Here is a 12,087-nt window from a genome sequence, read left to right on the forward strand (position 1 = left end):
AGGCTCGCTCCCACAGTTGGAATGCGTTTCCCTGTGGGAGCGAGCCTGCTCGCGAAGAGGCCCTGACAGACACTGCAAATCCTTGGTCAGATCCACCCACCCCACTGCAACACAAAGATCCCGACATTGGTGGTAATAGCCGCCATCAACGTGGTCATCACGATAATCGCTGCTGCAAGCTCATGATTGCCCTGCGCCGCCCGGGCCATGACGAAACTCGCCGCCGCCGTCGGGCTGCCAAAGTAGAGAAACAGAATCCCCAGCTCCGCGCCGCGAAAGCCCCACAGCCATGCCCCCAGTGTCGCCAGCACCGGCAGACCGATCATCTTCACCAGGCTGGAACTGAGCGCCATCTTGCCGCTCTTGCGCAGCGCCGCCAGAGACAGCGTGCCACCGATACAGATCAGCGCCAGTGGCAACGTAGTCTGCGCCAGATACTGACCGGAGGTCTCCAGCCAGCCCGGCAGTCCGATCTTGAAATAGGCAAACGGCGCTGCCGAAATCACGCTGATGATCAGCGGGTTGCTGAACACGCTTTTGCAGATGCTCCACGGATCGGACTTGATCACCGGGCTGTACACCGCCAGCACAATGGTCGACAGGGTGTTGTAGAACAGGATCACCAGCGCCGCCAGAATCGCCCCGAGGGAAATGCCGTAATCGCCGTACATGCTCGCGGCGAGTGCAAGACCGATCACGCCGTTGTTGCCGCGAAACGCACCCTGGGTGTAGATGCCGCGATCTTCGCGCGGACACCTGAAAATCGCCCAGCCCCAAGCCACAGCGAAACTCACCAGAGTGGCAAGGGAAAAGTAGATGAGGAGCGAAGGTTGCAGCGCGGCGTGCAGATCCGCGTGAAGGATGCCGAGGAACAGCAGCGCCGGCATGGTCACGTTGAATACCAGCGACGAGGCGGTGTGGATGAAGTTGTCGTTGATCCAGTCGATGCGCTTGAGCAGCACACCGAGAAACAGCATGGCAAACACCGGCGCGGTGATGTTCAGGGTTTCAAGAAAGATTGCCAGCATGCCGGAGAGCCTTGGGTGAGCTTAGTCAGGGGGGCAATGATAAAGCAAAAGCCCCTCACCCTAGCCCTCTCCCAAAGGGAGAGGGAACCGATCGGGGGATATTTAAACAATCCACCGACCTGAAATGACATCGTCGAATCCATAATCGACCCGATTTGTCAGGTCGATGTATAGCGCCAAACAACTCGGTCGGCCCCCTCTCCCTCCGGGAGAGGGCTGGGGTGAGGGGCTTTTGATCTTCCATGAAACGATCAGGTAATCGGCGCCGGGTTGAACAAGGTGATGTCGTTGTGCAGCTTGTGTTTCTCCGCCCAGGTCTGTTGCTTGCCACTGGCAACGTCCAGGTAATAGTGAAACAACTCCCAGCCCAGTTCTTCGATGGTCGCGCGCCCGGTGGCAATGCGTCCGGCATCAATGTCGATCAGGTCCGGCCAGCGCTGCGCCAGTTCAGTCCGCGTCGAAACCTTGACCACCGGCGCCATGGCCAGCCCGTAAGGCGTGCCGCGACCGGTGGTGAACACGTGCAGGTTCATCCCTGCTGCCAGTTGCAACGTACCGCAGACAAAATCGCTGGCCGGCGTCGCGCAGAAAATCAGGCCCTTGTGCTTGAAACGCTCGCCCGGGCCGAGCACGCCATTGATCGCGCTGCTGCCGGACTTGACGATCGAGCCCAGCGACTTCTCGACAATGTTCGACAACCCGCCCTTCTTGTTGCCCGGCGTGGTGTTGGCGCTGCGATCGGCCTCGCCCTTGGCCAGGTAACGGTCGTACCAGTCCATCTCGCGTACCAGCTCTTCGGCGACGGTCTGCGTCTGCGCCCGTGAGGTCAGCAGGTAGATCGCATCGCGCACTTCGGTGACTTCGGAAAACATCACCGTCGCCCCCGCACGCAATAGCAAGTCCGAGGCATAACCCAGCGCCGGGTTGGCGGTGATGCCGGAAAACGCATCGCTGCCGCCGCACTGCATACCGAGAATCAGCTCGGAGGCCGGCACGGTTTCGCGGCGGCGCTGGTCGAGTTTCTTCAAGCGCACTTCAGCCAGTTCCATGATCTGCTCAATCATTTCGGTGAAGCCGTGACTCGAATCCTGCAAGCGGTACAACCACGGATCGCTGAGATCCACCGAGGCATCGTCCTCGTGCATCACCTGCCCGGCCTGCAATTTCTCGCAGCCCAGACCGATCACCAGCGCCTCGCCGCCCAGGTTCGGGTTGCGCGCCAGATTGCGCACGGTACGAATCGGGATGTAGGCGTCGGTCGCGGTAATCGCCACACCGCAGCCATAACTGTGGGTCAGTGCCACCACGTCATCGACGTGCGGGTACTTCGGCAGCAGCTCTTCCTTGATGCGCTTGACCGCATGATCGAGCACGCCGGTGACGCACTGCACGGTGGTGGTGATGCCGAGAATGTTGCGCGTGCCGACGGTGCCGTCGGCGTTGCGATAACCCTCGAACGTGAAGCCTTCCAGCGGTGCCTGCGCATCCGGCACATCGGTGGACAGCGGCAAGCTGTCCAGCGGCGGCGCGGTCGGCATGCGCAGTTGATCTTCCTTGACCCAACTGCCGCGACGGATCGGCTGCAAGGCATAGCCGATGATCTGCCCGTAACGAATCACCGGGCCGCCCTCAGGAATATCCTCCAGAGTGACCTTGTGGCTCTGCGGTACGAAATCCAAGGTGACCAGGCCATCGGCAAACTCGGTACCGGCCGGTACGCCCTGATCGTTGACCACCACTACAACGTTGTCCCGCTCGTGCAGGCGGATGTAGCGCGGCGAGTCGGAATGTTCAATCAACTGCATGACGCCGCTCCTCAGGAATGCGCTTGAGACAAATTGCCGGTGGCTTCATTGCCGCCCTTGGCTGGCGGCTCTTTCAGGACCACACGCTTGATCGGGCCGACGATTACCAGATAGCTGAACACCGCGACCAGTGCGTTGGCGCCGACAAACACCAGCGCCCATTTGAACGAGCCGGTGGAGCTGATGATGTAGCCGATGACGATCGGCGTGGTGATCGAAGCGATGTTGCCGAAGGTGTTGAACAGGCCGCCGCTCAGACCGGCGATCTGTTTCGGCGAGGTGTCGGAGACCACCGCCCAGCCCAGTGCGCCAACGCCTTTGCCGAAGAATGCCAGAGCCATGAAGCCCACCACCATCCATTCCACGTCAACATAGTTGCACGCGACGATGCTGCTCGACACCAGCAGGCCGGCGATGATCGGCGCCTTGCGGGCGAAGGTCAGCGAATGGCCCTTGCGCAGCAGGTAGTCGGAAATCACCCCGCCGAGCACGCCGCCGATAAAGCCGCAAATGGCCGGCAACGAAGCGATGAAACCGGCCTTGAGAATGGTCATGCCACGCTCTTGCACCAGATACACCGGGAACCAGGTCAGGAAGAAATAGGTGATGCCGTTGATGCAGTACTGGCCCAGATACACTCCCAGCATCATGCGGTTGGTCAGCAGCTGACGGATGTAATCCCACTTCGGACCGTCGGACTTCTTGCCCTTCTGATCCATGTCGACCATGCCGCCGTTGTCAGCGATGTGCTTGAACTCGGCCTCGTTGACGCGTGGGTGTTCGCGCGGGCTGTAGATGACTTTCAGCCACACCAGCGAGAACACGATACCGAGGATACCCATGACGATGAACACGTGCTCCCAGCCGAAGCTGTAGACGATCCAGCCCATCAACGGCGCGAACAGCACGGTGGCAAAGTATTGCGCCGAGTTGAAGATCGCCGAAGCGGTACCGCGTTCAGCGGTCGGGAACCACGCCGCCACGATGCGCGCGTTGCCGGGGAACGATGGCGCCTCGGCCAGGCCCACCAGGAAACGCAGCATGAACAGCGCAACCACTGCCGTGGACATGCCGAATTCACCGACGAAGCCTTGCAGCACGGTGAACAGCGACCAGGTGAAAATGCTCAGGGCATAGACTTTTTTCGAGCCGAAGCGATCGAGCAGCCAGCCACCGGGAATTTGCCCGGCCACGTAAGCCCAACCGAATGCGGAGAAGATGTAGCCGAGGGTGACGGCGTCAATGCCAAGGTCCTTTTGCAGGCTGGAGCCGGCAATGGCGATCGTGGCACGGTCGGCGTAGTTGATCGTGGTCACCAGAAACAGCATGAGCAGGATCAAATAGCGGACGTGAGTCGGCTTGGAGGATTGCATGCAGATGTACTCCCACTGATTATTTTTATGCGGGGTGAAGCTTCTTTGGTCTTGCATTTATTGCCTGTAGGAGCTGCCGAAGGCTGCGATCTTTTGATCTTGATCTTGAAAAAAAAGATCAAAAGATCGCAGCCTTCGGCAGCTCCTACAGGGGTATTGCGTGTATCAGGAGCCTACATAGGCGGTTTTCACCACGGTGTAGAACTCTTGTGCATAGCGGCCCTGCTCACGGGAGCCGTAGGACGAACCTTTACGCCCGCCGAACGGTACGTGGTAATCCACACCGGCGGTCGGCAGGTTGACCATCACCATCCCGGCCTGGGAGTGGCGCTTGAAGTGGTTGGCGTACTTCAGCGAGGTGGTGGCGATGCCGGCCGACAAGCCGAATTCGGTGTCGTTGGCCATTGCCAGCGCAGCTTCGTAATCGGCCACACGAACAATATTGGCCACCGGGCCGAAGATCTCTTCGCGGCTGATGCGCATCGACGCTTCGCTGTCGGCGAACAGCGTTGGCGCGAGGAAGTAGCCCTCGGTGTCGCAAGTCACCACACCGCCGCCGCTGACCAGACGTGCACCTTCGGACTGGCCGATGTCGATGTACTTCATGTCCTGCTCCAGCTGCGCCTGGGAGACCACCGGACCGATGTCGGTGCCGGCCTTCAGCGCGTGGCCGACCTTGATCGACTTCATGCGCTCGGCCATCGCTTCAACGAACTTGTCGTGAATGCCGGCGGTGACGATCAGACGGCTCGACGCTGTGCAGCGCTGGCCGGTGGAGTAGAACGCGCTCTGCACCGACAGCTCGACCGCTTGCTTGAGGTCGGCGTCATCGAGAATGATCTGCGGGTTCTTGCCGCCCATTTCCAGCTGCACCTTGGCCTGGCGCGAAACGCAGTTGACGGCGATCTGGCGGCCAACGCCCACCGAACCGGTGAAGCTGATGCCGTCGACTTTCGGGCTGTTGACCAACGCCTCGCCAACCACGCGACCGCTGCCCATTACCAGGTTGAACACACCGGCCGGGAAGCCCGCGCGGGAGATGATTTCGGCCAACGCCCAGGCGCAGCCCGGCACCAGATCGGCAGGCTTGAGCACGACGCAGTTGCCGTAGGCCAGGGCCGGAGCGATTTTCCACGCCGGGATGGCGATCGGGAAGTTCCACGGAGTGATCAGACCGACCACGCCCAGCGCTTCGCGAGTGACTTCGACGTTGACGCCCGGGCGTACCGACGGCACGTAGTCACCGGACAGACGCAGGCATTCACCGGCGAAGAACTTGAAAATGTTGCCGGCGCGGGTCACTTCACCGATCGCCTCCGGCAGGGTCTTGCCTTCTTCACGGGCCAGCAGGGTGCCAAGCTCTTCGCGACGGGCGAGAATTTCCGTGCCGACTTTATCCAGCGAATCGTGACGAGCCTGGATGCCCGACGTGGAGTACGCCGGGAACGCAGCGCGGGCAGCGTCGATGGCGGCGTTGACCTGGGTCAGGTCAGCCTTGGCGTAGTCGCCGATGGTGTCGCTGAGTTCGGACGGGTTGATGTTGGCCGAGTAATCGGCACCGGCGACCCATTCGCCATTGATGTAGTTGTCGTAGCGTTTTGCAGTTGTCACAGGGCAGCCCTCAACTCTAAAAGCCTTCACGCAAAAAGCCGCTGATTGCTCAGCGGCCTCGCTTTTCTCGCTTATTGCGCGCCTTGCTTGTCGATCAGCGCGGCGAGCATTTCGTACTCTTCGCCGGTCAGGTCGGTCAGCGGCGCACGCACCGGACCTGCGTCATAGCCAGCGATTTTTGCACCTGCCTTGACGATACTCACGGCGTAACCGGCCTTGCGGTTACGGATGTCCAGGTACGGCAGGAAGAAGTCGTCGATGATCTTGCCGACGGTGGCGTGATCTTCGCGAGCGATCGCGTGGTAGAAGTCCATCGCGGTTTTCGGGATGAAGTTGAACACCGCCGAGGAGTACACCGGCACGCCCAAAGCCTTGTAGGCAGCGGCGTAGACTTCAGCGGTCGGCAGACCACCCAGGTAGCTGAAGCGATCACCGAGGCGGCGACGGATCGACACCATCAACTCGATATCGCCCAGGCCATCCTTGTAGCCGATCAGGTTCGGGCAGCGCTCGGCCAGACGTTCCAGCAGCGGCGCGGTGAGACGGCAAACGTTGCGGTTGTAGACGACCACGCCGATCTTCACCGATTTGCACACGGCTTCAACGTGGGCGGCAACACCGTCCTGGCTCGCTTCGGTCAGGTAGTGCGGCAGCAGCAGCAGGCCTTTGGCGCCCAGACGCTCGGCTTCCTGAGCGTATTCGATGGCCTGGCGGGTCGAACCGCCGACGCCGGCGAGGATTGGCACGCTGGTTGCGCAGGTGTCGACGGCAGTCTTGATGATTTCCGAGTATTCGCTGGCGGCCAGGGAGAAGAACTCACCGGTGCCACCGGCGGCGAACAGAGCCGAAGCGCCATACGGAGCCAGCCATTCCAGACGTTTGATGTAGCCCGCGCGGTTGAAATCGCCCTGCGCGTTGAAATCGGTCACCGGGAAAGACAGCAGGCCGGCAGAGAGGATGGACTTCAGTTCTTGTGGATTCATTATTCGAACACCCTGGTAGCAACGTTTTATTGTGAGTGGATCGTTCAGCCTTCGCCGAAGTTGTAGGTCATCGTACAACTTAAAAAATAACCGTCAACTGCATTTCATCGGTGGCAGGGCTTTTTTGTCGGACAAGATTGGCTTTTGCACTTTATGAAATGGCTACAAGGCTCGTGCTTGACGCTTTCGAAGGCTGAAATATCCGGTCTGGATTCGTTTAATTCTGTAGCGACCTGCGGCTCGTAAAGTACGTCGACTGCCACGAAGGATCGTGGCGGACCACTCAAAGGAAGCCGCTATGTCGATGCATTTTGCCGCCCCCACCCTCACCCACGTCGCCCCAGCGCAAGACGATTGCGTGACGCTTCAGCTCTCGCAATTGCCGGACATCCTCACCGTGCAGGTCCCGGATTCCAGCGATTTCGCAGCAAACTGGAGCGTCTACGCGGTCCTCGGCAGCGATGCCGAGGAACCTGAATGGGAAGGTGATGAGGTGGACACTGGCGCCTGGGACGACGCCGAGGATGAAATGGAAAAGCTGCTCGACATCGAGGTGCAGCTGCCGAAAGAGGCATTGCAACCTTACCTGAACCGTGAGGTGGAGCTGCGCTACAAATTTCGTGACGAGTCGAGCATGGAGCCGTATTCGCTGCCGCTGCGAATGCGCATAGAGGCGTAAGACTCAGCTTCGCTGCGCCTGCGCCTCTTCATGGGCCTGGCGCAGTCTTTCACGGCTATTGGTCAGGTGCAGACGCATCGCCGCACGCGCGGCATCGGAGTCCTGACGGGCAATCGCGTCGTAGATTTCCTCGTGCTCGCGGCTCAGGCGGCTCATGTAGTGCTGTTGATCATCGTGGGCCAGCCGCGCCGAGTTCAGCCGGGTACGTGGAATGATGCTGGTGCCCAGGTGCGTCATGATGTCGGTGAAGTAGCGGTTGCCGGTGGACAGGGCGATTTCCAGGTGGAAAGCGAAGTCCGACGACACCGCATCGCTGGCATGGGACGCGCTTTCGTTCAAGGCGTCGAGGGCGGCGCGCATGGTTGCCAGTTGCTCGGGGCTGCGGCGTTGCGCGGCAAGGCCAGCGGATTCGACTTCGAGGCTGATGCGCAATTCGAGGATCGCCAGCACGTCACGCAGGGTGACAACGGTGGCCGGATCGATACGGAAACCGCTCGGGCTCGGCGTATCGAGAACAAAGGTGCCGATGCCGTGGCGGGTTTCTACCTGGCCGGCGGCCTGCAGACGGGAAATTGCCTCGCGGACCACGGTGCGGCTGACGCCATGGGCTTCCATGATCGCCGACTCGGTGGGCAACTTGTCGCCACGCTTGAGCAGGCCGTCGCGGATCTGCTCGCTCAACACCGTCACCAATTCCTGGGCGAGGCTGCGGCGCTTGCGGGGGAGGCGCGGGGTGTCGATCAGCTTTTCCATGGTCTGCATCTTGTCTCGAAAGTTCGGCTTGGCGCCATCATAGCTCAAGCGGGTTGTACGATCACCGGGCAGATCACATTGCCCCACTGTGGGAGCGAGCCTGCTCGCGAAAGCGGTGGTTCAGACGACAGATTCGTCGACCGATATGACCCCTTCGCGAGCAGGCTCGCTCCCACAGGTGGGTGTTCAGACAGTTATGGCCTGTTCGACCAGACGACCGCTGTCGATCCGGACGTGCCGTGGATGGAATCGTTTCAAACTGCTTCGGTGACCGACGCTGACAATGCTCAGCCCCGGAATCTCATCGATCAACGCCTGATACAAGGTCGCCTCGTCCTCTTCATCCATCGCCGATGTAGCCTCGTCCATGTACAGCCATTGCGGTGCGTAGAGAAGCGCGCGGGCGAAGGCCAGGCGTTGCTGCTCACCCGGCGAGAGCATGCGTTGCCAGTGATTGGCTTCATCCAGCCGCCCGACCAGGTGTGGCAGACGGCAGGTTTCCAGCACCTGTGCATAACGTTCTGGCGCGTAGGTATCGCCCGGTTGTGGATAACTCAACGCTTCACGCAATGTGCCGATCGGCAGATAAGGCTTCTGCGGCAGGAACAGATAGCGCGCCGCCGGCAAACGAATATTGCCGTGCCCCGCCGGCCACAAATGCCCCATCGCTCGCAGCAGTGTTGACTTGCCGCTGCCGGACCGCCCGCTGAGCATCACGCGCTCACCCGGTTCAACGGTCATGTCGGCGTCGGTCAGCAGGTGACGACCATCGGCCAGATCGAGGCCGAGGTTGTGCACCTGCAACTCACTGCCCTGGTTCCGCACGTCGATGGCCGGGGTGCGTTGTTCGTTGTCGCTCATGGCCTGACGGAAACTCAGCAAACGATCACAGGTGGCGCGCCACGCGGCGAGATCCGAGTAGGCGGTGATGAACCAGCTGAAATTCTCCTGCACGTTGCCGAACGCCGAGTTGATTTGCATCAGCTCGCCCAGTTCGATCTTGCCGGACAGATAGCGCGGTGCGGCGACGACAAACGGGAAAATGATTGCGATCTGCCCGTAGCCGGAGGTGAAGAACGTCAGGCGCTTGGACACGCGCATGATGTCCCAGAAATTGTGCCAGACCAGTCCGAAGCGATTGCTCAAGCGGCGGTTTTCATTCGGTTCGCCGTTGTACAAGGCGATGCTTTCCGCATTCTCACGCACGCGCACCATGGAAAAACGCAGGTCTGCTTCGAAGCGTTGTTGCTTGTTGTTCAGACCGATCAGACGGCGACCGATCAAATGCGTCAGCCAACTGCCGACCGCCGCGTACAACAGTGCGCACCAGAACATGTAGCCGGGAATCTCGATGCCGAACACTTCGATACTGCCCGACACGCCCCACAAAATGATCGAGAACGACACCAGACTGACAATCGTGCGCAGCAGCCCGAGGCCCAGGCTCAGGGTGTTGGCGGTGTAAGTGTTGAGGTCTTCGGAAATCCGCTGGTCGGGGTTATCGGTATAACCGCCCTGCTCCAGCTGGTAGTAATTCTTGTGGTCCAGCCAGCGCTTGAAGTGCTTTTCGGTCAGCCACGCCCGCCAGCGGATCGTCAGCATCTGCGTCAGATACAACCGATACACCGCGCCGAGAATCGCCACGGTCGCGATGCCGCAGAAATACAGAATCAACTGCCAGAACGCGGCTTCATCCTTTCTCTGCAAAGCGTTGTAGAAATCCTTGTACCAACTGTTGATCCACACCGAAATCGCCACGCTGAACAGCGTCAGCGCAATTACGGCAATCAGCAACGTCCAGGCCTTGCCCTTCTCTTCGCTGCGCCAGTAAGGCGTGGTCATCGCCCAGACTTTGCGAAAAAACTGCCCGCGCACAGCATCGTTGACCGCGGAATATTCAGCGTTCTGATTCATGGATAAGGCTCGATAGTAAAAAGAACGGACACGCGCCGATCATAGATGATCGGCGCGATTCATCGCGAGGGCTGGCGATAGTCGTTCAGCGCAGGTTCAGCGACGCACCGGGCGCTTCTGCAGTTTGCGCTGCAAGGTGCGGCGGTGCATGCCCAGCGCGCGGGCCGTGGCGGAAATATTGCCTTCGTGCTCGGTGAGCACGCGCTGGATGTGCTCCCATTGCAGACGATCGACCGACATCGGGTTTTCCGGCACCAGACTGTCGAGATCGGCGTGCTCAGACAGCAGCGCGGCCAGCACGTCGTCGGCATCGGCGGGCTTGCACAGGTAGTTGCAGGCGCCACGCTTGATCGCCTCCACTGCGGTGGCAATGCTCGAATAACCGGTGAGAATCACCACGCGCATTTCCGGATCGAGTTCCAGCAGCTTGGGCAGCAGGACCAGACCGGAGTCGCCGTCCATTTTCAGGTCCAGCGCAGCGTAATCAGGCAGATCGGCCTGGGCGATGGTCAGGCCTTCTTCAGCGGAACCGGCAGTGCTGACGCGAAAGCCACGACGGGCCATGGCGCGGGCCATGACGCGGGTGAAGGTCGCGTCGTCGTCGACCAGCAGCAGATGCGGCAGTTCTTCGCCTTCGACTTGGATTTCGTCACTCATGTTGGTCTCCTCGGGCGCCGTGGGGCAGGCGCAGCTCGGTGAGCGTGCCGCCTTCCTCATGACTATAGAGTTTCACTGAGCCGCCGGCGCGTGTCACGCTGGCCTTGCTCAAAAACAGGCCCAGGCCGAAACCTTTGCCCTTGGTGGTAAAAAACGGCTTGCCGATCTGCTCGGCGATGGCCAGCGGCACACCGGCGCCGTGGTCGCGAATGCTGATCGTCAAAGTCTCTGCGTCCCAGTCGAGGGTCACCTGGAGATTTTCCGGGCAGGCGTCGGCTGCATTGTTGAGCAGATTCAGCAATGCCTGGGTCAGATCCGGCGGCGGCGCCATGCGCGGCACCGCCCCCTGACCGAGACGCTGGAAGCGATAACTGGCTTCCGGGCGCATCAGGTGCCAGCGGTTCAGCGCTTCGTCGAGCCAGTCGGTAACGTCCTGCATCTCCACCGCCAGACGCCGATTGGCCTCGGCGGCACGGACCAGTTGCTGCAAGGTTTCCTTGCACAGCTTGACCTGATCCTGCAGCACTTTCAGATCGTCCTGCAGCAGTGCATCGGGGTGGTCCTGCTGCATTTCCTTGAGCAACACGCTCATGGTCGCCAGCGGCGTACCCAGCTCATGCGCCGCACCGGCGGCCTGGGTCGCAACGGCGAGCAACTGCTGATCGCGCAGACCTTCTTCGCGGCGAATCGCGCGCAACTCTTCCTGCCGACGCAGCTCTTCAGCCATACGTGCGGCGAAGAAGGTGATCACCGCAGCAGCCAGGGCAAAGCTCAGCCACATGCCGTAGATCTGCAGATTCTCACGGGCGACCGGCAAGGTTTCCAGCGGATAGAAACGCGTCAGCATCAGCGTGTACAGCGCCAGCGCGATGCCCGACAGAATCACCGAATAACGCCACGGCAACGTCACCGCCGCGATGGTCAACGGCACCAGATAATAGGAAACGAAGGGGTTGGTCGAACCGCCGGAGAAATACAGCAGCGCACTGTGAATCACCAGATCGCAGGCCAGTTGCAGCGCGTATTCGAGCTCGGTCACCGGCCACGATGTGCGCAGGCGCACGGCAGTGAACACGCAGAGCAGAATCGAACAGCCCAGGGTCATCGCCAATTGCACCCACGGCAACGGCAGCAATTGCAGCCAGTAGGCCAGACCCACGGACCCGGCCTGCGCGGCGAGCACAAGTGTGCGGATGAAAGTCAGCCGCCAGAGGTTCTGGCGAGTGGCGGAAGTCAGTTGTACGGGGGCGAGCATGAGCTCTCCTGATGAGCGCTCCAGGCGGA

Annotated in this window: 10 protein-coding genes; 1 reads left to right on the forward strand and 9 read right to left on the reverse strand. The window is 60.7% G+C overall.

What is annotated here, in order from left to right; all coding sequences use genetic code 11:
- Positions 1–86: 86 nt before the first annotated feature.
- The 5 genes from AC0Z5Z_RS20775 to kdgD form a co-directional block, all read right to left on the reverse strand.
- On the reverse strand, positions 87–1,028 hold the full coding sequence (locus tag AC0Z5Z_RS20775; protein ID WP_150742783.1) for an AEC family transporter: 942 nt from the start codon (positions 1,026–1,028) through the stop codon (positions 87–89).
- Between the two features lie 251 nt (positions 1,029–1,279).
- Positions 1,280–2,833: a galactarate dehydratase gene (gene garD, locus AC0Z5Z_RS20780; protein ID WP_016771706.1), complete on the reverse strand. Its 1,554-nt coding sequence runs from the start codon at positions 2,831–2,833 to the stop codon at positions 1,280–1,282.
- Positions 2,834–2,844: 11 nt separating this feature from the next.
- A complete protein-coding gene (locus AC0Z5Z_RS20785; RefSeq protein WP_041477964.1) occupies positions 2,845–4,206 on the reverse strand; it encodes an MFS transporter in 1,362 nt (453 codons plus the stop codon).
- A 165-nt stretch (positions 4,207–4,371) separates the two neighbouring features.
- Positions 4,372–5,817 carry an aldehyde dehydrogenase family protein gene (locus AC0Z5Z_RS20790; RefSeq protein WP_041477963.1) on the reverse strand — a complete coding sequence of 482 codons (1,446 nt, stop codon included), beginning with the start codon at positions 5,815–5,817 and terminating at the stop codon, positions 4,372–4,374.
- A gap of 71 nt (positions 5,818–5,888) precedes the next feature.
- A complete protein-coding gene (gene kdgD, locus AC0Z5Z_RS20795; RefSeq protein ID WP_039759443.1) occupies positions 5,889–6,800 on the reverse strand; it encodes a 5-dehydro-4-deoxyglucarate dehydratase in 912 nt (303 codons plus the stop codon).
- A gap of 298 nt (positions 6,801–7,098) precedes the next feature.
- On the opposite strand from kdgD, the gene AC0Z5Z_RS20800 reads away from it, so the two are divergent.
- Positions 7,099–7,479, forward strand: coding sequence for a hypothetical protein (locus AC0Z5Z_RS20800; protein WP_056782919.1), 381 nt, complete (start codon positions 7,099–7,101; stop codon positions 7,477–7,479).
- A gap of 3 nt (positions 7,480–7,482) precedes the next feature.
- Here the strand turns inward: AC0Z5Z_RS20800 and AC0Z5Z_RS20805 are convergent, their stop codons facing one another.
- The 4 genes from AC0Z5Z_RS20805 to AC0Z5Z_RS20820 all read right to left on the reverse strand — a co-directional run bounded on the left by AC0Z5Z_RS20805 (position 7,483) and on the right by AC0Z5Z_RS20820 (position 12,058).
- The gene (locus AC0Z5Z_RS20805; RefSeq protein ID WP_177327011.1) at positions 7,483–8,232 is read right to left on the reverse strand and encodes a FadR/GntR family transcriptional regulator; all 750 of its coding nucleotides are present in this window, start codon (positions 8,230–8,232) and stop codon (positions 7,483–7,485) included.
- Between the two features lie 186 nt (positions 8,233–8,418).
- Entirely contained in the window at positions 8,419–10,146 is a 1,728-nt protein-coding gene (locus tag AC0Z5Z_RS20810; protein WP_485611581.1) for an ABC transporter ATP-binding protein/permease, read from the reverse strand.
- Between the two features lie 96 nt (positions 10,147–10,242).
- Complete coding sequence (locus AC0Z5Z_RS20815) at positions 10,243–10,803, reverse strand: response regulator transcription factor (RefSeq protein ID WP_003221630.1); 561 nt, start codon at positions 10,801–10,803, stop codon at positions 10,243–10,245.
- Entirely contained in the window at positions 10,796–12,058 is a 1,263-nt protein-coding gene (locus tag AC0Z5Z_RS20820; protein WP_016771713.1) for an ATP-binding protein, read from the reverse strand. The genes AC0Z5Z_RS20815 and AC0Z5Z_RS20820 overlap by 8 nt, the downstream gene beginning before the upstream one ends.
- Between the last annotated feature and the right edge of the window lie 29 nt (positions 12,059–12,087).

This window comes from Pseudomonas sp. 1L-E-NC-VB-C3 (assembly GCF_057291535.1).

Bases quoted from the DNA above. Each gene is read 5' to 3' on its own strand.
- AC0Z5Z_RS20820 (WP_016771713.1), bottom strand. From the start codon at position 12,058: ATGCTCGCCCCCGTACAACTGACTTCCGCCACTCGCCAGAACCTCTGG.
- AC0Z5Z_RS20805 (WP_177327011.1), bottom strand. From the start codon at position 8,232: ATGGAAAAGCTGATCGACACCCCGCGCCTCCCCCGCAAGCGCCGCAGC.
- AC0Z5Z_RS20785 (WP_041477964.1), bottom strand. From the start codon at position 4,206: ATGCAATCCTCCAAGCCGACTCACGTCCGCTATTTGATCCTGCTCATG.
- AC0Z5Z_RS20775 (WP_150742783.1), bottom strand. From the start codon at position 1,028: ATGCTGGCAATCTTTCTTGAAACCCTGAACATCACCGCGCCGGTGTTT.
- AC0Z5Z_RS20810 (WP_485611581.1), bottom strand. From the start codon at position 10,146: ATGAATCAGAACGCTGAATATTCCGCGGTCAACGATGCTGTGCGCGGG.
- garD (WP_016771706.1), bottom strand. From the start codon at position 2,833: ATGCAGTTGATTGAACATTCCGACTCGCCGCGCTACATCCGCCTGCAC.
- kdgD (WP_039759443.1), bottom strand. From the start codon at position 6,800: ATGAATCCACAAGAACTGAAGTCCATCCTCTCTGCCGGCCTGCTGTCT.
- AC0Z5Z_RS20815 (WP_003221630.1), bottom strand. From the start codon at position 10,803: ATGAGTGACGAAATCCAAGTCGAAGGCGAAGAACTGCCGCATCTGCTG.
- AC0Z5Z_RS20800 (WP_056782919.1), top strand. From the start codon at position 7,099: ATGTCGATGCATTTTGCCGCCCCCACCCTCACCCACGTCGCCCCAGCG.